The organism is Sediminibacterium sp. FW305-C-61 (assembly GCF_058231065.1).
Genome location: NZ_JBIQXR010000002.1, coordinates 703,280 through 729,265 on the forward strand (window position 1 = coordinate 703,280; position 25,986 = coordinate 729,265).

Sequence of the window (25,986 nt, forward strand, 5' to 3'; positions counted from 1 at the left end):
AAGTTACGAATTTTCCCTAATTGGCGATAATACATTCAGATCTCCTTCATTATCAATGATTTGGAAACGGACGAACATTTCTTCGCTATACCAGTTTTCGCTTCTTGTTTTCCTGACTACTTCTGCATGCTCCTGCATTTTATAGGCAAAGCTGGTCATAGCATCTTTTGATTCCCATATGCTGAATGTGGCTTGTTTGATCCATGGTACTTCACCAATACCTACTGAGCCAAGAAAGCCAGGAGCTGTTGCCATTTTCTGTGCTACAGCATCTACCTGGCTCCAGAAACTGCTGAGTTTATTGATCCGGATGGTGGCCCTTGTTAAGATGGCGATCTTCCCATTGTACAAACTTTTCTTAGGCAATGTTCCGAATACATGTTTATGATCCCAGGTGCCATGACCTTCAATCGGGTTAAGCAGTAATATTCTTTTATTGCAACCGAAGAATTTCCACCATAGTTGTATGAATCGGGGATGGGTTCCTTGTTTTGTTTTGGCGTCCCATATTTCAAGCAGAGCCCATTGTCGCCAGTCGGGTGTTTTATCGAAACTGCCATTCCTTCCACAACCCATCAGTTTCCAAAAGCTGTGTGTACTGCTTAACCATAATGGAATACGAAACAATGCCATCGACAAAAAACCTGCCCATCCCATCCATTTAGGATATTTTACTATGGTCAATCTTGCTATCACCTGCTTAATAGTTTTGAATTAGTCGAAGGTAACATATTCATTATTGGTGTTAATCATCGTTTATTTACAACTTAGGATAACCGACAGGGTGATTAATCATTGCCAATAATTTCATTTCAAGGCAATATGTTTTTCCTTAATTTGCTGGTATGTCTAATTTGCTAATCACCAACATTCATCAGCTCATAAATGTTCGCAAGCATCCTGAATTATTAAGGGGAGAAGCTTTAAAAAACTTGCCCGTGCTGAATAATGCATGGGTACAGATCATCAATGGACGTATTGCAGATTTTGGCACCATGGATATTTGTCCGGACGCAACTGAAGTACTCGATATTAAAGGAGGAAGTATATTGCCATGCTGGTGTGATAGTCATACTCATGCTGTATTTGCGGCCAGCAGGGAAGATGAGTTTGTAGATAAGTTAAAAGGACTTAGTTACGCAGAAATAGCTGCAAAAGGGGGAGGCATCTTGAACTCAGCAAATAAACTGGCCCTTACAACAGAAGATGTGCTTTATGAACAAGCCAGAAAAAGAATACTAGAACTTATTGCTTTAGGAACCGGAGCTATTGAAATAAAAAGTGGATATGGTTTATCACTGGATGCTGAGTTAAAGATGCTGCGCGTTATTCGCCGTTTGAAAGAACACCTCCCGATACCGGTAAAAGCTACATTTCTGGGAGCACATGCATATCCGGTATTATTTAAAGAAGACCATGAATCGTATATCGACCTAATCATCAACGATATGTTACCTGCAATCGACAGAGAGCAGTTGGCAGATTATATAGATGTTTTTTGCGAGGAAGGTTTTTTCAGTCAGGAAGAAACCATGCGCATCTGTGAAGCGGGTAAGCGATATGGATTAAAGGCAAAAATTCATGCCAATCAGCTAAACCTTTCAGGAGGAGTGCAGGCAGGTGTTGCTGTGAATGCTGTATCTGTAGATCATTTAGAAACCATGGATGAAGCGACTATCAATATATTGGCATCATCCAATACTATTGGTACACTCTTACCTACAGCAGCCTATTTTCTTCGCATGCCCTTCCAGCCTGCAAGAAGCATTATAGATGCAGGAGCGGCCGTTGCCATAGCTTCTGATTACAATCCAGGATCAAGTCCAAGTGGCAACATGAATACCGTTGTTTCGATGAGCTGTATTCAAATGAAAATGTTACCCGAAGAAGCCATTAATGCGGCCACTATTAATGGTGCATTTGCCATGGGACTCGAAAAGGAAGTAGGAAGCATTACAGTCGGCAAGCGTGCAAACCTCATCATAACTAAACCTATTCCGTCAATAGCCTATATTCCCTATGCTTTCGGATCGAGTTTAATTGACCGGGTTTTGGTGAATGGGAGTGAATGGTGAATGGTGAATTGTGAATGGGGAATGATGAATGGGGACTAGTTAGTTTGGTTGATACTTATATATCGTGCTATTGACCATTCACAATTGACAATTCACCCCTCACTTTTTCCCAGTTTTCCGTATATTCAACTACAAAACCCAACGCTTTGCAACTGCCACATTTGAAAATTTATAATAAGCAGGATATCCTGTCTGTTACACGCATCCGTCGGTTTGAGACAAAAATCGGGGAGCGGATACAGGTTTTACAACATGCGCCTGATTTGGAAACAGCTATCAGGCAGTCTAGTGCGCCTTTTGTATTGATTGGTATTCCGGAAGATATTGGGGTATTGGCAAACCAGGGTGTGGGAGGTTGTGATTCTGCATGGATTGCTTTCTTGCAGGCATTTTTAAATACACAGAGTAATGATTTTTTTGAAGGAAGTAGTATCCTGTTAATTGGTCACTTTGATTTTAATGAAGCCAAGCAACTCATCGATTCAAATGCGCAGGGATACGATGAACAATTAGCCGCCTACAGACATGCCGTAAATATGATTGATGATGAAGTGGAGCAGTTGATACACCTCATCACCCAGAACCAAAAAATTCCGATTGTAATAGGAGGTGGACATAATAATGCTTACCCCTGTATCAAAGGAGCGGCAAAAGGGTTGTATAAATCCGGAATAATTCCATTAGCACAAATCAATGCGATTAACCTCGATGCACATGCAGATTTCAGACCCATGGAAGGCAGGCATAGTGGCAATGGATTTTCCTATGCTGAAGCTGACGGTTACCTGGAGAAATACTGTGTAATCGGCTATCATGAAAACTATCTCCCTCAAAATGTATGGATGGATATGGTGAATAATCCGTTCATAGATTGTATCAGTTACGAAGATATTTTTCTCCATGAAAAAAGAACATTCCTGCAATCAGTAGCACATGCCACTGGTTTTACCGAAGATACTTACTGCGGTATTGAATTAGATATGGATGTAATTGAAAACAGTATCAGCAGTGCGTCTAGTCCGGCAGGTATCTCCCTGGCTCATGCCCGTCAATATATCAACTTCACCGCCACCGACAGCAAAGTGGCCTATCTCCATATTTGCGAGGGCGCCGTACAACTATCAGACGGCCGCGGCGGACACGGTACCGGCAAAATGATCAGCTATCTTGTTGCCGATTTTGTGAAAGCAATGTTTACGAGCAGGGCGTGAATTGTCGGGTGTGAATTGTCAATGGTGAATTGTCAATAATAAAATTTTATTACTCATAACTTCCTATTACCATTCACCATTCACCATTGACAATTCACGCCGGACAATTCACACCCGACAATTCACTATTTTCGCTTCAAATTTCTGCTATGTCCGTAAATGTTGAGCAGTACCAGGAACTCAGTGCAGCATTAACTGCTGATGGAGTTTCCTTGGTTGCAGTTAGTAAAACCAAACCTGTTGAAGATATTCAAGCATTATACGCATTAGGGCAACGTGATTTTGGTGAGAACTATGTTCAGGAACTGGTAGATAAACAGGCTGTACTTCCTCAGGATATCCGTTGGCATTTTATTGGACATTTACAATCCAATAAAGTAAAATATATCGCACCGTTTGTACACCTGATTCATGGTGTTGATAGTTTAAAGTTGCTGAAGGAAATTGATAAGCAGGCAGCAAAAAATAACAGGGTTATCAATTGCTTATTACAGGTTCATATAGCGAGCGAAGAGACTAAATTTGGAATGGATGAACATGAATTGACTGAAGCGATTAGCCAGTTGCATTTATTTCCAAATGTAAAAGTTGCTGGCCTTATGGGGATGGCCTCTTTCAGTAATGATGAAACCAAAGTGCGGAATGAATTTAAAGTTCTACACCAATTACTAATCAAATCCGCCATCAGCGATCCTACATCAGCCATCCTAAGCATGGGCATGAGTGGTGATTATAAAATTGCTATTGAAGAGGGGAGTACAATGGTTAGGATTGGAAGTTTGCTGTTTGGGGCGAGAAATTATGCCTAAAATTTATTGCCACTGAGGGCACTGTATGACTCTGTGCTCCTCTGTGCCCTCAGTGGCAATAAATATATTATCTACTTCTTAACCTTCGCATAATCAAACACCAATTGACAAAAAGCCTTCACTCCTAGATCAAATCCGCTTTCATCAATATAAAAATCGGGTGTATGGTGCAAAGAAGCTTTGGCCGGATCCATGCCCTTAGGCATTCCACCCAGATAAAAGAAAAAGCTGGGAATATCAACCCCATAAAAAGAAAAATCTTCAGCGCCGGTATCCCAGTCTCTTTCAACCACATTGCCTTTACCAGCCGCCTTTTCTAAAAAGGGAAGGGTTAGTTTTACTAATGCGGGATCGTTGTAGGTAACCAGGGTTTTTGTATCAATAAATACATCCGCTTCTGCACCGGAACTGGCTGCTATATGTTTTACAGTATTGCGGATGCGTTCATGTACTTCTTTCTGCATTTTACTATCGAGTGTACGGATGGTGCCGAGCAATTCACATTCTTCCGGAATGATATTATTTCTAACACCGGAATGAATAGAACCCACACTAATTACCACCGGAGCTTTTGTAAGTTCCATTTGTCTGCTAACAATCTGTTGTAATCCTTCAATAATATTAGCTGCCGAGGCAATAGGGTCAACGCCAGTCCAGGGTTTGGAACCATGTGCGCCTTTGCCTTTTACTTTAATGCGGAACCAGTCTGACGAAGCCATAAATGCCCCGGTTTTATATTGTAGTTGTCCGGCAGGCACTTCTGATTTTATGTGCATTCCGAAAACCGCTTCAACTTTAGGGTTATTCAATACGCCTTCTTTAACCATTAATGATGCCCCACCTTCTTCATTTTCTGGAGCACCTTCTTCAGCAGGCTGGAATAAAAAGACAACGGTCCCCGGAACATCTTTTTGCATTTGTTTTAAAACAGTAGCAGTTCCCATTAAAATGGAAGTATGTGAATCATGTCCGCAGGCATGCATTACGCCAACGTTTTGTCCATTGAAAGAAGTAGTTACTTTGGATGCGAATGGAATATTTACCCTTTCTGTAACAGGCAGCGCATCTATATCTGCTCTTAATGCCACTACAGGACCAGGCTTGCCGCCTTTGAGTACTGCGACAACTCCTGTTTTCGCAACATTGGCTTTTACTTCATACCCTATTGAGCGCAGGTAATCGGCGATATAGGCACCTGTTTTAAACTCACGGTTAGACAATTCCGGATTCTGGTGAAAATGTCTGCGCCATTCAACCAGTTTAGGGGTTATATCTTTTACCAGTTGAGGATAAGTAGCGGGTAAATCTTGCGCCGTCACTACTGTGCCTATCAGCAATGCTGTACTGAATAAAATAGTTCTCATGTAATTAGCCTTGGTTAAAGTGAATTTGTTTACAGAATAGCAATATACATAGAGATTATGACCTTTCCAGCAAATTAAAATGTCGTATTTTCAATGTTAAATCCATCAAGTATGAAAATCTTTACCCTTCTGTCTATTGCACTTGGTTTAACGATTACTACTCAAGCCAGTGTAATTACCTCCAAAACAAGTAATACGGATACTTCGGCCGCTATAACCACAGAGCCAGTTATGAATGATATCGTGGTTGAAGACGCAATGCGTGAATTTAAAAGCCTGACCAGAACCGAAAGAAAAGCCAGGATGAAAGAAGTAAAGAAAATGCTTCGAGAATACAAAGCCACCAAGAAAGCCGGGGGAGAAGTGAGTACCAATCAGGTATTACTAGGTATCCTCTGTGTAATACTCCCACCATTAGCCGTAGGCTTACACCAGGGCGAAATAAATGGAAAGTTCTGGCTTAGTTTACTACTAACACTCTTATTCTGGCTACCCGGCGTTATTTATGCGTTGATAGTGGTTTTCGGGAATTCTTAATTATAAATTTGGAAATTTGGAAATTTGAAAATTTGAAAATGAGGAATATGGAGTGTAAGAACTAATTTTTACAATGAACATTTTTATGCACAGCATAAAAAATTCCCTCATTTTCAAATTTCCAAATTTCCAAATTATCACATCCCACTCATCCGCATGATCCCAATAAGTATGAATGGTTTTGAAGCCTACTTTTTCGTGGGCACGTAGTGAACGGTGGTTGGATGTGGATACTTCGGTCAGTAAGAAATCATAGGACTGTCCGTATACTTTTTTGTGATGCTGGTATAGCTGTTCAAATAAACCTTTACCGCGATGTGCTTTTGCAATGCAGATTTGTCCCATCATATAATACCGGTAATCATTAAGGGGTTTGCCCAGGTATTGAAGTGTTGAAAGATTTTGGAGCATTACTTTCATTTCAGCATGAACATCTGCCATTGCATGTGTGGCAGTTAATGCATATCCGACCACATCACCCTGATAAGTAACGATAACACTTGACGCTATCTCATGCATGGCAGATAACAATTCCACGTTGTATTCCCAGGTAAGAAACCCTTGTTCAATTTTAGTATTTTCATCAACTGCAGATTTTAAATTTGCTGCCGATAAATCAGCGATCTGTTGAATCTGTCTGGCATTGGTAACCAATTCTGTCTGATACATGATGTAATGCTTATTGGTATTCTCCAAAAACTTTTCTGAGGGTATCTGAAATTTCTCCAAGGGTTGCATATTGTTCTACTGCATGAATGACTAACGGCATCAGGTTTTCACCAGACACTGCAGCCTGACTGATTGCTTCAAGAGCTTTTTTAACCTGGTCATTATCTCTTTTAGCCCTAAGCACTTGAAGTTTATCGGATTGTACCTGACGGATGGTATCATCAATTTTAAATACCGGTGTGGAATTGGTTTCTGTTACCTGGAATTTATTTACGCCAACAATTATTTTATCTCCACTCTCAATATTCCGCTGGTATTCATAGGCACTCTTGGCTATTTCATCCTGCATAAACCCTTCTTCAATGGCACTTACACTGCCACCCATTGCATCAATTTTTTGTACCAGTTGCCATGCTTTTTCTTCCACTTCACTGGTAAGATTTTCTATAAAGAAACTACCAGCCAGTGGATCTACGGTATCGGGGGCACCACTTTCAAAAGCAACAATTTGTTGAGTACGAAGTGCTATCCTGGCGGCTTCTTCTGTAGGCAGACTTAATGCCTCATCATACCCGTTTGTATGCAAACTCTGTGTTCCGCCCAATACTGCAGCGAGGGTTTGGATGGTTACCCTACAGATATTATTCAAAGGTTGTTGTGCAGTTAGGGTAGCTCCACCAGTTTGCGTATGAAAGCGCAGCATCATTGCTTTTTCATCTGTAGCACCTAGTTCACGCATCATTTGTGCCCACATTCTTCTGGCTGCCCTGAATTTGGCCACTTCTTCAAACAAATTATTATGCGCATTAAAGAAAAAGGAGAGTCGTTTTCCAAATACATTGATATCAAGTCCTTTTTCTAGTGCTGCTTTTACATAGGCTTTCCCATTGCTGAGTGTGAATGCTATCTCCTGCACCGCTGTACTTCCTGCCTCACGTATATGATAACCTGAAATAGAAATGGTATTCCATTTAGGTAATTCCTTACTGCACCATTCGAAAATATCGGTGATGATACGCATCGATGGTTTTGGAGGATAGATATAGGTGCCTCTGGCAGCGTATTCTTTTAAAATATCATTTTGGATGGTTCCGCTGATTTTAGACAGATCCGCACCTTGTTTTTTGGCAAGTGCAACATAAAAAGCCAATAAAATAAAACCAGTAGCGTTGATGGTCATAGAAGTGCTGACCTGTTCAAGTTGTATGCCTTTGAAAAGGGTTTCTATATCTTCCAGACTGTCAATCGCCACACCTACTTTTCCTACTTCTCCCTCAGCAAGCGGATGATCGCTGTCGTAACCAATTTGAGTAGGAAGATCAAACGCCACACTTAAACCCATTACCCCCTGTGATAATAAATAATGATACCGTTTATTACTTTCTTCTGCCGTTGAGAAGCCAGCGTACTGACGCATCGTCCATAATTTACCACGATACATATCTGGCTGTACGCCTCTTGTGTAAGGGAATTCTCCGGGTGCTTCCAAATTTGTTACAGGATTATCCGCAGACTGGTATACCTGTTTTATTTCTATTCCGCTATCAGTAGTTATTTTTTTCATTGGCAAGAGTTTAGGGTGTGAATGGTCAATTGTGAATGGTCAATTTATTCACCATTCACAATTGACCATTCACATCATCACAATAATTTCTTGGCTTCATAACTTAAAGCCTCGCTGACTATTTCATGAAGATTTGATTTAGGATCGTTCACCAGATATTCCAGTATTGCACGGTTTAATAGGGAGGCCGGGGCATTATCTGGAAGTGTAGCCGCTATCTGATGAATGAGTAAAAGGTTTTTTTCTTTAAGGTTTTTAATGGCATTCCAGATTTCGGGAACTACATAAATCTGTTGGGTGATATTATAATCGAATTCATCCTTAATATGTTTGCTTAAAAGGAATTGCATGTCTTTAGCAGGAATATCCGGAGTGCCCAGTCTGCTGATAAGATTTGGTAAGGCAATCCTGTCGGTTAACAAGGTCAGACGCTCATAAGCCTGTAACTGAAGTTCAACGGAGCCTTTTTTGTCTTGCTTTTCTTCACGCTGGTTTTTTCTCTGAAGATAAAAAAGGTATCCTGCAAAGCCGGCAATCATTAAACCAATCACCACGGTTAACAACATCGTAGTATCCATCATGTAAGCGAATTTCGACAAAAATAGGCTCTCTGATTGAATTGACCGTTATATACCAGAAAAGGCTAAAAATGGGTTTTTCGGGAATCGAAAACGACAAAAAACCGGGTTTATTAAATCATTCGTAATTTTGTCATAGAATTAATGATTTATGAATACAGTAACCAGTACTCCCGTAAGTTTAACAGAAGGCGCCATTCTTGAAATAAAACGCCTGATGGGAGAACCTTCGTTCGACCAAAACCAGGTTCTTCGTGTTGGTGTGAAGGGTGGAGGTTGTAGTGGTATGACTTATGTTTTAGGATTCGATCTTCCCACAGATGAAGACGAGCATTTTGTAATTGAAGGAATACCCTGCGTTATGAATAAAAGCCATCAATTATACCTCTATGGAATGGAAGTTGACTGGCAAGGCGGCTTAAACAGTCGTGGCTTTACATTTACCAATCCCAATGCAAGCAAAACCTGCGGCTGCGGAACTTCATTTGCAGTATAAATTAGGATGTCTGATGTCTGATGTCTGATGTCTGATGTCTGATGTCTGATGTCTGATGTCTGATGTCTGATGTCTGATGTCTGACATTTTTTGGAATTGCAAGGTACAATAATTACTTAATAGCGCTATAGGCCTAATAACTAAATCCGCCATCAGCCATCCGACATCAGCCATAAAAAAGAGGTTGCCTTTCGAACAACCTCTTCTTAAATTATCTTCTCTCTGTAAGATTATTTCTCTTTATTAGCCTTACCCAGTGGTTTATCTTTTGCAAAATCTACCAGGATTGGAGCGGCTACAAATATGGATGAATAAGTACCGGTGATTACACCAATCATCATTGCGAAGGAGAAACCACGGGTTACTTCACCGCCAAAGATGAACAGAATCAACAGTGTCAGGAACACAGTTAATGAAGTCATTACGGTACGACTCAATGTTTCATTAATCGCTTTATTGATAATTGATGCATTATTCATGCCTTTCAAAATGCCACTATCTTCACGAATACGGTCATACACAATTACAGTATCGTTCATTGAGAAACCGATTACCGTTAATATCGCGGCAATAAAGTGCTGGTCAATCTCAAGTGGGAAAGCAACAAAATTACGAGCATAACTGAACACAATCAATGTTACGAATACATCGTGCATCAGTGAGAAAATGGTTCCCAATGAATATCTCCAGTCACGGAAACGGATGAAGATATACAGACAGATTATGATTACCGCGAAAATGGTTGCCTTAGTCGCACCAGCTTTCAGGTCATCAGAAATCGTAGGTAATACCGTCTGTGAACTCTGTTTATACTTGGTTTCAAAATCGTAAAGGCTTAGTCCTTGAGGCAGGTGTTTTTGTAACCCGGTAAACAAGGTGCTTTCTACCAATGAATCAACATTGTTGCCAGACTCTTCGATTTTATACGATGTAGTGATGTTAAGCTGATTATTGCTGTTAACTGTTTTGATAATCGGTGATTCACCAAAAACTACTTTCAGGTCATCACGCACCGCTTCAACATTAACAGGCTTATCAAACTTAATAGTATAGCTACGACCACCCGCAAATTCTACACCTTCATCAAAACCATTGAAGAAGGTTGATACACCCATCACAAAAATTACTGCTGAAATGGTGTAGGCAACTTTTCTGTATTCAATGAACTTGAATGAAGCTTTCTGGAAAATAGTTCTTGAAAGCTTGGTGAAGTATTCGAAGTGACGGTTCTTATTTGTGTACCAGTCTGTAATGAGGCGTGAAACAAGGATACCGCAGAACAATGATAATAAGATACCAATGATCTGTGTGGTAGCGAAACCTAATACCGGACCAAGACCAAAATAAGCAAGTATAATCGCGGTTAATAGGGTAGTGATATGTCCGTCAAGTACAGGAGCCATAGAACGCTTGTAACCATCGTTTACAGCGGCCTGGTATCCTTTACCCTTGGTTAATTCTTCTTTGATACGTTCGAAGATGATTACGTTGGTATCTACTGCCATACCGATGGTTAGTACCAGACCGGCAATACCAGGAGCGGTTAACGTAAAGCCTAATGCACTCAGAATACCTACTGTAAACAATAAGTTGAGGATAAGGGCAATATTCGCAACCCATCCGCCGGTGTTAAAGTAAACCAGCATCAGGATAAAAATCACCAGGAATGAAATACCAAATGATAATGCACCACCTTTTACAGATTCATTACCGAGGGTAGGACCAACCTGTTGTTCCTGTACAATTTTTGCAGGAGCAGGAAGTTTACCACTTTCCAGTATTTCAGATAAATCCTGTGCTTCTTTCAGGGTATAGCTACCGCTGATTTGAGAATTACCAGTAGTAATCGGATCATTTACATTGGGAGCTGAATAAACGAAATTATCCAGAACGATAGCAATTGGCTTGCCCACATTACGTGTGGTCATTTTAGCCCAGATATTGCTACCAACTTTATCCATATTCATTTTGATAGCAATCTTACCACGCTCATCAAAATCCTGTGATGCACTTGAAATATGATCGCCTTCCAGTTCTGCCTGGCCGTTATCCAATGTTTTAATTGCATAGAATGCAAGGATATCTTTCATGCTGGCATCTGAAGATTCAGTTTTACCATACATGAATACCAGGTTAGAAGGGAACTTGTTTTTTACGAAATCAAGTTTCAGGTAATCATTTAAAGTACCTGTGTCTTTCGACTGAATATAGCCTAAAGCAGCAGGAAATATAGTTCTGCCAGATGCCTGATCAGCATATGGTTGAGAGAACTGAATCAAACGCGCAAGTGGATTTTGATTCAGACTGTCTTTAGGCACAGCAGTTTTAGCAGTAGCGCCGGTTTTACCTAAATCAGATAATGTACCTGTTTTAGTGGTGTCCACTGCATCTTTTGCTACAGGAGCAGTTGCGGCTGTATCTGTTGTCTTTTGAGTAGTTCCGTTCAGGTAATCCTGCACAGCTTTATCTGCGGCAACCAAACCATCCTGTAAATCACGGCTCTCAAAAGTATATACTTCAAAGAACTGAAGGTTAGCGGTAGATTGTAAATAAGATCTTACACGCTCTTTATCGTTAACACCAGCAAGTTCAATGTTGATGATACCCTTGGCAGGATCTGGGTTAATATTCGGAGACGCAACGCCAAATCGGTCGATACGTGTACGTAAAATGCGGAAAGTATTATTAAATGCAGCCGTTGCCTGGTCTTTCAGGTAGCTTGTAACTGCGTCGTCAGAAGCATCAAATTTGACCTTACCATTACTTCTTGTAGCAAAGAAAGGGGCCAGGTTGCCAGAAGGATTAAGCTTTTTGTATTCCTCACGGAAAAGCGTAATCAAATCTGCACCGCTGTTAGCCTTACGGGCAACTGCTGTTTCCAGCGCTTTATTAAATACAGCATCCTTACTATAATTGGCGAGCGACTTAATCAGTCCATCCAATCCAACTTCCATGGTAACACTCATACCACCCTGGAGATCCAGACCCAGCATAAGTTCTTTTTCTTTGGCACTGCGATAAGTGGTAAGTCCAAAAGCCAGTTTAGTGTCTTTGGTACTATCCAATAAGCGCTGAAGTCTGTCTTTCTTCACTTCTGCAATACTATCAGCATAAATAGCCTGCAGTTCCTTATTACCCGGATATTTTTGTTCAGGGGTAGGGAAACGTGAAATCCAGGCCTGAGCCTTTTCGTCCATGGCTTTCTCATGACTGCGAACAAACCAGGTAAAAGATAACTGGTAGAGGCAGATTAAAATCAGGGCAATCGCAAAAAATCGCACTAAACCTTTCAGTTGCATATTAGTAAGGGTTTACAAAAAATTTTAGAGCGGCAAAGATAGGGGAATGGTAATGAAATTTCTCAGTTCCGCCAAGTTTGACTTTTTTGGGTTGGAAAATCTTCTAACAGATTGATATACAATACATATAGATATGCAGATACGGAATGATAACCCGTCTTATCAACAGATGTTATAAAATAGCACTGTTTTCACCAGCCGATAAACCTATTTAACGTCTGTCAGTGTAACATCAAAAAACAATGGACTATTAGGCGGAATCGATCCGGAACCAGTGCAGCTATAAGCTAAAGCCGAAGGGATTACCATTAAAATCCGACCTCCTTTCTGAATGAGTGGGATACCTATTTTCCAGCCTTCAATAACCCCACCCAGCGAGAAGCTTACAGGATTTGCGGTGGCGTCGAAGGTCGTTCCGTTTAATAATTTGCCTGTGTACACGGTTGATACCGTATTATTTACGGTAGGGGTATTGCCAGACCCCTGGGTAATAATCTGGTATAAAATACCACTGGAATGCTCTGTATAGTTAATATTATTACTGGTGCAAAATGCTACCATATCTGCCTTTTCTGAAGCAGGTGTTTTGGGTTGACAACCAGATTCCTGTTTGCCACAGGATAAGAGAAGCGAAAAAATCACGACACTCAATAACAACAAAGTTCTTTTCATGGATATATTCATCTATTTGCCTATTAGACCATTTTTTTGCCCGTGGGGCTGCTTAAGAATTATTTTTTTGGAGGGCTTTTTTCTTTGCTAGGAGCTCCTTGTATTGTTGTTCGCGACTTTCCCATCTGAATTTGCGATATACAAAAGCCATAAAAAAGGATATTCCCATAATAGCGAGCAAAAAAACAAATGAGCTTAATCTGGCATTGGCAACCATATTTGCCCTTTCATACCATCCTGTATAAAGCACCGAAATAACACCTATACCAAATACAAAACCAGCAGAAAGCCCTATCATAAATGGCCTTGTACTATGTTTTTGCTGTATCCGGTTTTTCTCCCAGAAAACAATAAAGTTCTCTTCCTCACTGGTTAACATGCCGCAAATGTAAGTGTTGTTGTTAAAAGAGCTCCAGGCATCTCGTTTGATGGACCGCAGATTTTCATGATTTTCAAGATTTATCATGATAGATCTTGAAAATCATGAAAATCCGTGTTTTAATTATAGCAAATAGTGAATTTACACAACCAACTATTTCTTAAACAGGTCTAAATATTTATATGAATAATAGCAGGATTTCCTAAATGCACACCAATTAAAGCTTGCCGCTTGCTGCTTGAAGCCTGCAGCTTTAAAAACCTACTTTATGATTGCTCTAACAATTCCACTTATAACAAATTACCTCACACTTGGACTGGTCGCTTTATTTTTGCGTTTAAATCGGCCATATTAGTGAAGCAACTCTCCGCGGTTAATAAATATTTCTGGAAATACAGGTATCGGTTCTTTCTGGGTATCTTTTTTGTATTGCTTTCCAACTATTTTGCTGTACTGGCACCGCAGATTACAGGGTATGTGGTTGGTGCTGTTCAACAGCAATTGCCCGGTGCAAAAGCAGTCACCAGCAGACCAGTAAACGATTCTCTGGTTACCCTTTTTATTCAATGGATTACTAATTCGAAGTTTAGTTTTACCTGGCTTGTAGCAGTCTGTAGTATTGTAATACTGCTTCTGGCCATTTTACGTGGTATCCTGATGTTTTTTATGCGTCAGACTATTATCGTAATGAGCCGTCATATTGAGTATGACCAGAAAAATGAAATCTTTCAGCATTACCAGCAATTAGATACCAGTTTTTATAAGGTACATAGTACCGGTGATTTAATGAGCCGCATGACAGAAGATGTTAGCAGGGTAAGGATGTATACGGGGCCGGCTATCATGTACTTGATTAACCTGATTAGTTTAATCGGCTTTTGTGTGGTAAACATGTTTCGGAAAGATGCTATGCTTACTATATATGTATTAGCACCATTGCCAATTCTGGCCCTTACCATTTACTGGGTAAACAGCATTATTAATCGCAAAAGTGAAAGAATTCAGGCACTATTGGCCAATCTAACTACCAATGCGCAAGAATCTTATTCAGGTATCCGGGTTATCAAATCTTTCGTTCAGGAGAAGGCAATGATGGGCTTTTTTCAGAAAAATAGTGAATCGTATAAGAAAAATGCTATTGGTTTGGCAAAAGTTGAAGCAATTTACTTTCCAAGCATGGCTTTAATGATTGGGTTAAGCACCCTGATCACCATTTTTATTGGAGGAATGCAGGCATTGCAAGATCCAACAAGAGTAGGTTTGGTAGTTGAATTTGTGATCTATATTAACATGCTCACTTTCCCGGTTAGTGCAATTGGCTGGACAGCCAGTATGATACAAAGAGCAGCTGCTTCACAAAAAAGATTGAACGAGTTCCTCGATACCAAACCTACCATTACTGACAGTAAAGAAGCAAGTAATACAGCAGTTACCGGGGATATCAATTTTAAAGAGGTTTCATTTACCTACGCGCATACTGGAATCAAGGCATTGCAGGATTTTAATCTTACTATCAAAAAAGGAGAAAAAGTATTGGTGCTGGGTAAAACAGGAAGCGGTAAAACAACACTGGCACAACTATTACTTCGATTCTTTGATCCAGACAGCGGGTCAATTGAAATAGGAGGGAAACCACTAAAATCTATTAGTCTTGCCCAGTTACGTTCGCAAATAAGCTATGTACAGCAGGATGTATTTCTATTCAGCGACAGCGTACACGACAATATAGGGTTTGGTTTAAAGGAACCTGCTACCACCACCATGGTTGAAGAGGCAGCCAACTTTGCAAGTGTTCACAAGGAAATCCTGGGTTTCAGTAATGGATATAAAACGATGATAGGGGAACGCGGAGTAACCTTGAGTGGCGGTCAGAAACAAAGGATATCAATTGCCAGGGCTTTGATTAAAAATCCAGAGATCATCGTTTTTGATGATTGTCTCAGTGCGGTAGACGCAAAAACAGAATTTGAGATCATTGGCAACCTCTACCGATTTTTACATGATAAAACAGCCATTATCATTACGCATAGGATATTTTCCAGCTTCCATTTCGATAAGATTATCGTACTCGAGAACGGTAGATTAATAGAATCTGGTACCCATCAATCTTTAATAGATCAAAACGGTTACTACGCAGAATTGTACAGACTGCAACTTACAGATGCTGCAAAAAATACAGAGATAAACACTGTTTCTGCGGATAAATAAGTTCTTCATTGAAGATGCATTGAATGATGCGTCCGGAAAATTTGGTTTATAAAGTACCGTTGCCGGCTTTCAAAAGCTTGTCCCATCTGGCTTATGACATATTTCTATTTAGTTTCTATAAAATTTTGGTAATTCCGAAACATCCCTATATTTGTCAGGCATTAAAAATCAGATAACCAAAAAACAACAACTGTGGCGTACGAGAACAACGACAAGAAAATGGAAAGTGTTTACAGCAAGCGAATCAGGGCTGGAAAGAGAAGAACCTATTTTTTTGATGTAAGGGCTACTCGTGGTAATGATTATTACCTGACAATTACCGAGAGCCGTAAGCGATTTGATAACAATGGTTACGACAGACATAAAATCTTCCTGTACAAAGAAGATTTTAACAAGTTCATTAAAGCATTAGGAGAAGCGGTTGATTATGTGAAAACGGATCTTATGCCTGATTTTGATTTCGACGCATTCAACCATGAATACGATGATGTAGAGGGCGCTGAGGGTCAGAACGACAGCTTTGCTGGCGAAACTGAAACCGAAGAGGTAGTTACTGCTCCAGTAGCAGAAGCACCTACTCCGATAACCGATGCTGCCGCTGCTTCTACCACTGCTTCTGAAGAAGTAGACAAATGGTAAAAAACCACCAAAACCAACTGCGAAAAAGCCGGTCGATTGACCGGCTTTTTTAATAAGAAATAAGGAATAAGAAATAAGAAATATAAAACGGAGTGGAGAAAAGTGTTGTACTTGTAAACCAGGTTTTCCTAATCGAATTTCCTGTTTCCTATTGATTATTTTCTATTGTCTTTAGCATCCATATATCACATCCATTATGGCCACTATTGCCCATTGGACCTGAGAGATAGGAGAAACCAAATTTTTCGTATACACTTACTGCCTTTTTTAGCTCTGGCATGGTTTCGAGGTAAATTTGATGAAACCCTTTTGCTTTTGCTGCCTCAATACATTTTGCTATCATAGCACGGCCCAATCCTAAACCGCGGGCAGCCGGAGATAGATACATTTTCACCAGTTCGCAAGTGCCCTCCGGTAAAGCTTCAGTAGGGTAGATGCCGGCACCTCCTAATAAAATACCCTCCTTTTCTGCAACGAAATATTCACTTAAAGGTTCGGCTTGAAATAATTCAAATAAATGATCGGTGCTTTCATCAAAATATACAGTGCCTGGCTTGTTGGCACCAAATTCTTCCAGGGCATTACGGATAATTTTAGCCATTGCAGTATTATCGCCGGCTTCAATATGACGAACAATTATATCTTCCATACTATACCTTACGGAATTGTTTGTAAGCATTGATCAAACCGTTGGTAGAACTGTCGTGGGAATTTATTTTATCCTCAATCGCCAATTCTGGTAACACACGGTTGGCCAATTGTTTGCCTAGTTCAACACCCCATTGATCAAAACTGTATATATTCCAGATTACTCCCTGCACAAATATCTTATGCTCATACAATGCAATAAGTGATCCCAAAGTGAATGGATTTACCTCTTTTACCAGTATTGAATTAGTAGGTTTATTTCCTTCAAAAATTTTAAAAGGGGTAAGTTTTTTTATTTCCTCCTGATTTTTCTCCTCCTTCATCAATTCAATCTTCACTTCATTTTCAGATTTACCATTCATCAATGCTTCTGTTTGAGCGAAAAAGTTGGATAATAGTTTCTGGTGATGATCGCCTATTGGGTTATGACTAATTGCAGGGGCTATAAAGTCGGCAGGTACTAATGGTGTTCCCTGGTGCAACAATTGATAAAAAGCATGTTGGCCATTCGTTCCGGGCTCACCCCAGATTACAGGGCCTGTGCTGTAGTTAACCGGGTTACCGCTTCTATCGATACTCTTGCCATTACTTTCCATATTTCCCTGCTGGAAATAGGCGGCAAAGCGGTGTAAATATTGGTCGTAAGGTAGAATAGCTTCGCTTTGTGCACCAAAGAAATTGGTGTACCAGATACCTAATAAAGCCATCAATACGGGAATATTCTTATCAAATTTTTCTTTTCTGAAATGTTCGTCAGCAGCATAAGCACCTTTCAATAAATCTTCAAAATGATCATAGCCGATGGTCAGTGCAATAGATAATCCGATTGCACTCCACAATGAATAACGACCGCCAACCCAATCCCAAAATTCGAACATGTTCTTTTTGTCAATGCCAAATGCCGTTACGGCCTGTTCATTGGTACTAAGTGCCACAAAATGTTTGGCAATATGTTTTTCATCAACGGCTTTTTCAAGGAACCAGTTTCTTGCAGTATGTGCATTGGTCATGGTTTCCTGTGTAGTAAATGTTTTAGACGCAACAAGGAATAGTGTTTCTTCCGGACGAACCAGTTTTAGCACTTCGCTGATATGCGTACCATCAATATTGCTTACAAAGTAGGTTTCTATTCCTTTCTTCCAATAAGGTTTGAGTGCTTCTGTAACCATTACTGGTCCCAGATCGCTACCACCAATTCCTATATTAACAATAAAGCGAATTTTTTTGCCTGTATATCCTTTGTGTTTACCGCTGTGTACTTCCTCACAAAATGTTTTCATGTGCGCCTGTACCCTTTGAATATGCGGCATAATGTCTTTGCCGTCTACCAGGATGGGCATATCAGAAAAATTGCGCAAAGCAGTATGTAAAACGGAACGGTGCTCTGTTTCATTGATCTTGATGCCTGCAAACATTTCGTGAATGGCATCTTTCAGTTTGCAATCGTCCGCAAGTTGCAGTAATAACTGCAGTGTTTTCTGGTTGATGATATTTTTGGAATAATCAAAAAGTATATCATTAAAAACAAGGGAGAATTTTTTGAATCGATCCGGGTCGGCTGCAAACAGGTCTCGCATATGCCTGCGGTTCATTTCTTCCTCATAATGTTTCTGCAACAGGAACCATGCCTGCGTATTCGTAGGGTTGATCTTAGGTAACATGTGTTTGCTTGCTCTTTTAAATACTTTTAATCCTTGCTAATACAACAATCGTTCTATAGGGCTTTTAAAACATTTAGTGTTTCCTGAATTTTGGCAGGTGTAATATCTAAATGTACCACGAGCCTGATCTGGGTAGGAGATATGGCTATGGCAAGAATATTGGATCGTTGGAGGGTTGTCACCAGATCGGGGGCGGTGAAGCGTCCATTGACCTCAAAAATAATGATATTGGTTTCAACGGGCAGAATTTCCCCGACAAAATCTTTTTCCTTTAATGCGTTTACCAGTAATTGTGCATGTGAATGGTCTTCTTGTAACCTGGCCACATGATGCTCTAATGCATATAAACCAGCAGCAGCCATAAATCCAGCCTGACGCATACCTCCACCAAATACCTTTCTAAATCGTCTGGCTTTGCGAATAAAATCTGCAGGCCCCAATAGCACACTTCCAACAGGAGCGCCTAATCCTTTACTTAAACAAATGGAAATTGTATCAAACACTTCTCCGTATTGCTTGCAGGTTTCATTTTTAGCAACCAGGGCATTGAAAAGTCTTGCACCATCTAAATGCAACTTCAAATTATGCTTTAAGCAAACGGATTTAATTGCTTGTATTTCATTAAAATCATAACAACTTCCACCGCCTCTGTTTGCTGTATTTTCAAGTGATACAAGTGTGGTAACCGGCTTATGAATATCGTTGGGGTTAATGGCAGCTGCAACCTGGTCTGCAGTAATCCTGCCTCTGTTTCCATCCAGCAAACGAACTGAACAACCGCTATTAAAAGCAATTCCTCCGCCCTCATATTGGTATATATGCGATAAGAAATCACATATCACTTCATCACCCGGTTGGGTATGACATTTAATAGCAATCTGATTGGTCATTGTGCCACTGGGACAAAACAGCCCGGCTTCCATTCCAAATAAAGCTGCGCTAAATTTTTCCAGTTGGTTAACGGTAGGATCTTCTCCAAAAACATCATCACCAATGGGTGCCGCAAACATGGCTTCTTTCATACCAGGGGTAGGTCTGGTAACAGTGTCGCTCCGAAAATCGATCATAGTTCTCAAAGATAAGGTCTAAGTAAGCGAAAGCAATATTTACATGCTCCGCTCATCCAAATTATGAAAATCTGACAAAATAATGTTGCAACTATGAATCATTCCTTTATACCTTTACACGCATTTTCTTCAAAATTGTAACCCTCAATTGAAGTTTTGCTGACTTCTGCAGATAAAACGCCTTACGATTACCTGTCGCCATTCCAGAAAAGCGAAAAGAAAAACTTATGATGCTACAAATACGTTCCTGCTACAGGATATTGTTGATGAATTTATTATTATGGACGAGCCTGATTGGTTATAGTCAAACAAATAACGACCCTCTTTATTTAACACAGGGCACACTTGACCAGGTTATACAGTATGCACTTAAACACCAGCCAACAATTAAGCAGGCTGAAATTGACCAGGAAATTGTTGAAACAACTTTGCGAAACAAACTTTCCGCCTGGTATCCTCAGTTAAATTTCAATTATAGCCTGCAACATAATTTTCAGGTGCCGACCAATATTATCGGCGGTAACCCTATCAGACTTGGTGTAAATAATACCTCTAATGCCCAGTTCAATGTATCACAAAATATATTTAATCGCGATGCATTATTGGCAAACAGGAGTCAGGCAGACGTACGCAACCAGGCCAAACAACAAACAGGATTAAACAAAGTAGAACTGGTTGCTGGTGTATCCAAAGCCTTTTACGATGTATTGGCCACTATGCAGCAAATAAAAGTGGCAGATGAAAATATTACTCGCATTCAGAACAGTCTGGCAGTGGCCACCAATCAATATAAAGCAGGCATTGCTGATAAAACTGATTACAAAAGGGCTACCATTCTGTTAAACAATACACGTGCAACCAGGTCGGCCAACCAATCTGCCCTTGAAGCAAAAATCAGCTACCTGAAAAACCTGATGGGATATCCTGACAGTCTTTCTTTACCTATCCAATACGATAGTTTATTATTGGAAAAGGAAGTATCACTAGACACACTTCAGGTGGCAGATGCAACAGCAAGACCAGAGTATGTTTTATTGCAAACCCAACAAAAACTACTCAACGCAAACCTGCAATATGAGAAATGGTCATTCCTTCCTCAGGTAAGCTTAAATGGAGCCTATAACCTAAATTATCAGAACAACCAGTTCAGTAAATTATATAGTAATAATTTTCCGAACTCTTTTGCGGCACTTACATTATCGTTCCCTCTTTTACAGGGTGGTAAACGTAAAGCCAATATTGATCAGGCAGGCTGGCAGATTAAAAGAAAAGAACTTGATATACTTCAATTCAAACAAACTGTAAACACACAATATGCCCAGGCTCTCGCTGCCTACAAAGCCAGCTACAGTAATTTCACTGCATTAAAAGAAAACCTGGATCTGGCAAAAGAGGTTTATGGTATTATTGATCTGCAATACAAAGCAGGTGTAAAAACCTATTTAGAAGTAATTACTGCTGAAACCGACCTACGAACTTCTCAAATTAATTATTACAATGCGCTTTACCTGGTATTGGCCAGTAAGGTTGATGTTAAAAGAGCTTTAGGTCAAATCAATTATTAATTCATTCAAGCAATCTTATATTATGTTTTCCATGAACAAAAACTACTACATCATTATATGCGCCATTACCGGAGCAATGGCTTGTGGAAACCCTCAACCTACTACTCAGGCATCTACAGCACCGCCAGCAGTAGCTATTACTATTGATACGGTTGAGACAACTGCTGCTGTATTTCATGATGAATATCCCGGCACTGTTGTAGCGCTTAACCAAACTGAAATACGTGCTCAGGTAAGTGGTTATATTACCGGTATTTATTTTAAAGATGGTGATAGGGTTCAAAAAGGACAAAAACTCTATTCTATCGATGCCCAGGTATACAATGCCAATTACCAGCAGGCACTGGCCAATCTTCAGGTGCAGGAAACCAACCTCATAAAGGCACAAAAAGATGCAGATCGCTACCATGAACTGGATAAAAACGATGCGATTGCCAAGCAACAGGTAGATTATGCCGATGCCGCACTGGCCGCTGCTAAAAAGCAGGTTGAAGCAGCAAGAGCAGCTTTAAACAGCACGAAGAGCAGTGTTAACTTCGCCACAATTTATGCCCCTTTTACCGGAACAATCGGTATATCACAGGTAAAAGAAGGAACAGCAGTGGTGGCAGGACAAACGATTTTAAATACAGTATCTACCAATGATCCTATTGCGGTAGATTTTGAAGTAAATCAACAAGACCTATATCGCTTCTCTCAATTACAACAAACAGGTTCAACAGATTCCACTTTTACGATTGCATTTGGAAATGATATCTATCCTTATACGGGAAAAATTAGCCTGATAGATAGGGCCGTAAATCCACAAACAGGAACAATAAAAACAAGGTTGAGTTTTCCAAATGGGAAAGACTTACTGAAACCTGGTATGACTACACTCGTAAGGGTATTAAATAAGCAAAATACCGAGGCAGTATTGATTCCATATAAAGCGATTACGGAACAATTAGGTGAATTTTTTGTGTATGTAGTAACAGATAGTAATACCGTAAATCAGCGTAAACTCAAACTAAGTAAACAGATTGGTAAAAGCATTATTGTGACAGATGGATTAACGGCAGGTGAAAAGATTGCTGTTGAAGGTGTACAGAATTTACGTGAAGGAGCGAAAATTACCGTTCCATCTGCTGCACCAGCAAAACAATAGGGTGGATTAACATAAAAAGAAAAGCATGATTGCAGATATATTTATAAAAAGACCAGTTACAGCCATCGTAGTATCGATTGTGATTGTGCTGGTTGGACTTATCTCTCTGAGCACATTACCGGTGGCTCAGTATCCGGATATTACACCACCAACTGTTGCTATCAGTGGTAACTATTTTGGTGCCGATGCCCAAACAGTAGAACAAACTACTACAACAGCTATTGAGACACAGGTGAATGGTACTCCTGGTATGACTTTCATTAACAGTAACAGTACTGGTAGCGGACAGAGTAGTATTACTGTTTCATTTGAAGTGGGTACCAATATTGACCTTGCTACACTCGATGTACAAAACAGGGTAGCAGTGGCAGAACCTACTTTGCCAGATGCGGTAAAAAGATTAGGATTAACAACACGCAAGCGTAATCCAAGCATTATGATTGCACTTGCCTTGTATTCTCCGAATGGTACACATGACGCATTGTTTTTAGGGAACTATGCTAACATCTACCTGAAAGACGCCTTATTAAGGGTGAAGGGAGTGGGTGATATTGTAGCACGTGCAGATGATTTCGGAATGCGTATCTGGCTTGATCCACAAAAACTCGCTGCACTTTCGCTCACACCAGCAGATATTAATGCTGCGTTAACTGAACAGAATTTACAAATAGCCGCAGGAACGGTAGGAGGAAATCCACAACCGGGTGCACAGGTGTTTGAATATAGCGTACTCACCAATAGCCGCATTAATACCAAAGAGCAGTTTGAAAAAATTATTGTAAAGACCCAACCAGTAAGTGGTAGTCTCGTTTACCTGAAAGATGTTGCAAGGGTTGAACTGGGTAAGTTTGATTATTCATCCAATGCTTTTGTAAATGGTAAGCCTTGTGCTTTTATCCTGATATACCAGGCACCCGGAGCAAATGCATTAGATACGTATAATGGGGTTATTAAGGCATTGGAAAATATGCGCAAAACCTTCCCTAAAGATGTTGATTACCTGATACCACTCGAAACCGCTTCTGTAGTAAAAGTGTCGATTAATGAGGTAATGCATACACTCATTGAAGCTTTATTATTGGTAGTATTTGTGGTGTTTTTATTCCTGCAAAACTGGAGGGCTACTTTAATACCCGTTTTAGCCATCCCGGTTTCATTGATCGGTACATTTATACTTTTTGTTCCCTTTGGTTTTACCATTAATACACTAACCTTATTCGCCTTTGTATTGGCTATCGGTATTGTGGTGGATGATGCAATTGTGGTAGTGGAGGCAGTGCAACATAATATTGATCATGGTAAGATGTCGCCCAAAGAAGCCACACAAAAAGCCATGAAGGAAATATCAGGTCCGGTAATTGCCATTGCATTAATCCTTGCAGCGGTGTTTATTCCGGTTGGGTTTATTCCAGGTATAGTGGGTAGACTTTACCAGCAATTTGCTATTACCATTGCAGTATCTGTTTTAATTTCTGCATTTGTGGCACTTTCACTGACTCCTGCTTTGTGCAGTATTATGCTGAAGCCATCAAAAGATGCCGATGCGAAAAAGAACCTGCTCGATCGTTTCTTTATCAGCTTTAATAATGGTTTCGGAAGAGTTACCAGAAGATACGGAAGAAGTGTAGGTAAATGGATAAAAGCAACACCATATGTTTTAATTATGATGGTTTGCTTATTTGCGGGGCTGTTCATATTATTCAAAAACAAACCATCTGCATTTATTCCAACCGAAGATGAGGGCCGCTTATTCGTTACCTATGAAATGCCGGAAGGAACTTCAACAACGCGAAATATCGCCATGATGAAAGACCTGATGGCCAGGGTGCAGGATATTCCTGCCGTTAAAGTGGTAGGTGGATTGGCTGGTTTAAACATCCTCAACTTTTCAAACAAGTCTAATACAGGTACGATGTTCGTAAACCTGAAGCCTTGGGAAGAAAGAAAGAGCAAAGAACTGCAGTTGCAGGGAGTAATTGCAGAAATAATGAAACGAACTGCCAATGTGAAAGAAGCAAGAGTATTGCCAATTGCACCACCAGCGATTCCCGGACTTGGACAAAGTGCCGGATTTAGTTTTGCGATTCAGCAAACAACCAGTACGGATAATATCCAGCAATTTGAAGCGGTGACCAGAAAATTCCTGGGTGCATTAAACCAGCGACCTGAAATTGCAATAGCTTATACCTTCTTTTCAACCCGTACACCTGCTTATCAGGTAGATGTAGACAAAGAAAAAGCCAAAAAACTTGGTGTATCAGTTGCCGAAGTTTATAGTACGATGTCAACCCTTTTAGGAAGTAGCTACGTAAATGATTTTAACCTCTATGGAAGAAATTTCAGGGTGGTAGCACAGGCTGATAGCAGTTTCCGTGGATCTGTAGCGCAACTGGCAAATTATTATGTAAGGAATAACCAGGGTAGTATGATACCATTAAATACATTGGTAACAACAAAAGTAATCGAAAACCCTGCGCTCATTACGCACTTCAACCTTTACCGGTCTATAGATATAAATGGTTCGGCTAAACCTGGTTTCAGCAGTGGACAAGCCATTGAGGCCATTAAAGAAGTGGCGGCTAAAGAATTACCAGCAGGGTATGGGTATGAATTTACCGGTATGAGCAGGGAAGAGATAAAAGCCGGTGGAAGCAGCACTTATATTTTTGCGATTTCCATTGTGTTTGTATTCCTGTTTCTGGCAGCATTGTATGAAAGTTGGTCTATTCCATTCTCAGTATTGTTTGCGGTTCCGATTGGGGCATTTGGTTCAATCTTAACTCTTACATTACTGCCTTCAATTACCAATAATATCTATGCGCAGATTGGTTTGATAACCTTGATTGGACTGGCAGCTAAAAATGCCATCCTGATCGTGGAATTTGCCAAGGAGAGGGTGGATAAGGGGGTTGAAGTGGTACATGCCACTTTACAGGCTGTGGAATTACGATTAAGACCGATCATAATGACCTCCTTTGCCTTTATTCTTGGGGTATTACCACTGGTTTTTGCAAGTGGGGCTGCCGCAGAATCGAGGAAAACGATAGGGTGGACTGTTTTTGGCGGTATGCTGGCAGCTACTACTTTGGCCATTTTTGTGGTACCGGTACTGTTTGTATTGTTTACCAAACTGGCATATGGCCGCAAACTTAAAAAGCTGCGGGAAGCCCAGCTTACAGAAGAAGCTGTGGATCAATCGATTGCAGAGGGTAGAATTAGTTAAATGGCCGATTTTTTTGCCCATTTAAGCAAGTTTTTCCACAAAAACTGGCATATTCAAAGGCTGATTCGTAACTTTGCACGCTTCTGAAAGCGGTTTTGGTGCAAAATTTTAACGTATCAGTCGACAGCTTTTATGCAACATTAGGGGTCTAATAGTCGTTTATATAAATAGATAA

General features: G+C 40.2%; 21 protein-coding genes. 10 read left to right on the plus strand and 11 right to left on the minus strand.

Annotated elements, in window-relative coordinates; genetic code table 11:
* Positions 1-3: 3 nt before the first annotated feature.
* Positions 4-696, minus strand: a complete 693-nt coding sequence (locus ACH30E_RS08335) for a spheroidene monooxygenase (protein ID WP_490824423.1) — start codon at positions 694-696, stop codon at positions 4-6.
* A gap of 149 nt (positions 697-845) precedes the next feature.
* On the opposite strand from ACH30E_RS08335, the gene hutI reads away from it, so the two are divergent.
* The 3 genes from hutI (at position 846) to ACH30E_RS08350 (ending at position 4,095) form a co-directional block, all read left to right on the plus strand.
* Positions 846-2,075: an imidazolonepropionase gene (gene hutI, locus ACH30E_RS08340; protein ID WP_490824424.1), complete on the plus strand. Its 1,230-nt coding sequence runs from the start codon at positions 846-848 to the stop codon at positions 2,073-2,075.
* 146 nt (positions 2,076-2,221) lie between these two features.
* Complete coding sequence (locus ACH30E_RS08345) at positions 2,222-3,286, plus strand: formimidoylglutamase (RefSeq protein WP_294993121.1); 1,065 nt, start codon at positions 2,222-2,224, stop codon at positions 3,284-3,286.
* A gap of 149 nt (positions 3,287-3,435) precedes the next feature.
* Positions 3,436-4,095, plus strand: a complete 660-nt coding sequence (locus ACH30E_RS08350; protein WP_490824425.1) for a YggS family pyridoxal phosphate-dependent enzyme — start codon at positions 3,436-3,438, stop codon at positions 4,093-4,095.
* A gap of 71 nt (positions 4,096-4,166) precedes the next feature.
* Here the strand turns inward: ACH30E_RS08350 and ACH30E_RS08355 are convergent, their stop codons facing one another.
* Positions 4,167-5,459 (minus strand): amidohydrolase, encoded by a 1,293-nt coding sequence (locus ACH30E_RS08355; RefSeq protein ID WP_490824426.1) that lies wholly within the window; start codon positions 5,457-5,459, stop codon positions 4,167-4,169.
* 111 nt (positions 5,460-5,570) lie between these two features.
* On the opposite strand from ACH30E_RS08355, the gene ACH30E_RS08360 reads away from it, so the two are divergent.
* Positions 5,571-5,996, plus strand: a complete 426-nt coding sequence (locus ACH30E_RS08360) for a YqaE/Pmp3 family membrane protein (protein WP_490824427.1) — start codon at positions 5,571-5,573, stop codon at positions 5,994-5,996.
* On the opposite strand, the gene ACH30E_RS08365 is transcribed toward ACH30E_RS08360, so the two are convergent.
* The 3 genes from ACH30E_RS08365 to ACH30E_RS08375 all read right to left on the minus strand — a co-directional run bounded on the left by ACH30E_RS08365 (position 5,997) and on the right by ACH30E_RS08375 (position 8,810).
* On the minus strand, positions 5,997-6,665 hold the full coding sequence (locus tag ACH30E_RS08365) for a GNAT family N-acetyltransferase (RefSeq protein ID WP_490824428.1): 669 nt from the start codon (positions 6,663-6,665) through the stop codon (positions 5,997-5,999).
* A gap of 10 nt (positions 6,666-6,675) precedes the next feature.
* The gene (locus tag ACH30E_RS08370) at positions 6,676-8,229 is read right to left on the minus strand and encodes an acyl-CoA mutase large subunit family protein (protein ID WP_490824429.1); all 1,554 of its coding nucleotides are present in this window, start codon (positions 8,227-8,229) and stop codon (positions 6,676-6,678) included.
* A 77-nt stretch (positions 8,230-8,306) separates the two neighbouring features.
* Complete coding sequence (locus ACH30E_RS08375) at positions 8,307-8,810, minus strand: DUF7935 family protein (protein WP_294993107.1); 504 nt, start codon at positions 8,808-8,810, stop codon at positions 8,307-8,309.
* A 148-nt stretch (positions 8,811-8,958) separates the two neighbouring features.
* Between ACH30E_RS08375 and ACH30E_RS08380 the strand changes: the two genes are divergently transcribed.
* Positions 8,959-9,303, plus strand: coding sequence for a HesB/IscA family protein (locus ACH30E_RS08380; RefSeq protein WP_294993104.1), 345 nt, complete (start codon positions 8,959-8,961; stop codon positions 9,301-9,303).
* 230 nt (positions 9,304-9,533) lie between these two features.
* Here ACH30E_RS08380 and secDF read toward each other — a convergent pair whose 3' ends face one another.
* The 3 genes from secDF to ACH30E_RS08395 all read right to left on the minus strand — a co-directional run bounded on the left by secDF (position 9,534) and on the right by ACH30E_RS08395 (position 13,653).
* Positions 9,534-12,602: a protein translocase subunit SecDF gene (secDF, locus tag ACH30E_RS08385; protein WP_490824430.1), complete on the minus strand. Its 3,069-nt coding sequence runs from the start codon at positions 12,600-12,602 to the stop codon at positions 9,534-9,536.
* Between the two features lie 207 nt (positions 12,603-12,809).
* On the minus strand, positions 12,810-13,274 hold the full coding sequence (locus ACH30E_RS08390; RefSeq protein WP_490824431.1) for an FKBP-type peptidyl-prolyl cis-trans isomerase: 465 nt from the start codon (positions 13,272-13,274) through the stop codon (positions 12,810-12,812).
* A 52-nt stretch (positions 13,275-13,326) separates the two neighbouring features.
* Positions 13,327-13,653 (minus strand): hypothetical protein, encoded by a 327-nt coding sequence (locus ACH30E_RS08395; protein WP_490824432.1) that lies wholly within the window; start codon positions 13,651-13,653, stop codon positions 13,327-13,329.
* Between the two features lie 354 nt (positions 13,654-14,007).
* Between ACH30E_RS08395 and ACH30E_RS08400 the strand changes: the two genes are divergently transcribed.
* Positions 14,008-15,861 (plus strand): ABC transporter ATP-binding protein, encoded by a 1,854-nt coding sequence (locus tag ACH30E_RS08400; RefSeq protein ID WP_490824433.1) that lies wholly within the window; start codon positions 14,008-14,010, stop codon positions 15,859-15,861.
* 192 nt (positions 15,862-16,053) lie between these two features.
* The gene (locus ACH30E_RS08405) at positions 16,054-16,500 is read left to right on the plus strand and encodes a DUF3276 family protein (RefSeq protein ID WP_490824434.1); all 447 of its coding nucleotides are present in this window, start codon (positions 16,054-16,056) and stop codon (positions 16,498-16,500) included.
* A 148-nt stretch (positions 16,501-16,648) separates the two neighbouring features.
* Here ACH30E_RS08405 and ACH30E_RS08410 read toward each other — a convergent pair whose 3' ends face one another.
* Genes ACH30E_RS08410 through ltaE form a run of 3 tightly spaced genes read right to left on the minus strand, consistent with a single transcriptional unit; the run spans position 16,649 to position 19,876 of the window.
* Positions 16,649-17,149, minus strand: coding sequence for a GNAT family N-acetyltransferase (locus ACH30E_RS08410; protein ID WP_490824435.1), 501 nt, complete (start codon positions 17,147-17,149; stop codon positions 16,649-16,651).
* A gap of 1 nt (position 17,150) precedes the next feature.
* Positions 17,151-18,809, minus strand: coding sequence for a glucose-6-phosphate isomerase (pgi, locus tag ACH30E_RS08415; RefSeq protein ID WP_490824436.1), 1,659 nt, complete (start codon positions 18,807-18,809; stop codon positions 17,151-17,153).
* A 53-nt stretch (positions 18,810-18,862) separates the two neighbouring features.
* The gene (gene ltaE, locus ACH30E_RS08420; RefSeq protein ID WP_294993080.1) at positions 18,863-19,876 is read right to left on the minus strand and encodes a low-specificity L-threonine aldolase; all 1,014 of its coding nucleotides are present in this window, start codon (positions 19,874-19,876) and stop codon (positions 18,863-18,865) included.
* A 227-nt stretch (positions 19,877-20,103) separates the two neighbouring features.
* On the opposite strand from ltaE, the gene ACH30E_RS08425 reads away from it, so the two are divergent.
* Genes ACH30E_RS08425 through ACH30E_RS08435 form a run of 3 tightly spaced genes read left to right on the plus strand, consistent with a single transcriptional unit; the run spans position 20,104 to position 25,811 of the window.
* Complete coding sequence (locus ACH30E_RS08425; protein ID WP_294993077.1) at positions 20,104-21,441, plus strand: TolC family protein; 1,338 nt, start codon at positions 20,104-20,106, stop codon at positions 21,439-21,441.
* Positions 21,442-21,472: 31 nt separating this feature from the next.
* Entirely contained in the window at positions 21,473-22,588 is a 1,116-nt protein-coding gene (locus tag ACH30E_RS08430) for an efflux RND transporter periplasmic adaptor subunit (protein WP_490824437.1), read from the plus strand.
* 25 nt (positions 22,589-22,613) lie between these two features.
* Positions 22,614-25,811 carry an efflux RND transporter permease subunit gene (locus ACH30E_RS08435; protein WP_490824438.1) on the plus strand — a complete coding sequence of 1,066 codons (3,198 nt, stop codon included), beginning with the start codon at positions 22,614-22,616 and terminating at the stop codon, positions 25,809-25,811.
* Positions 25,812-25,986 lie beyond the last annotated feature (175 nt).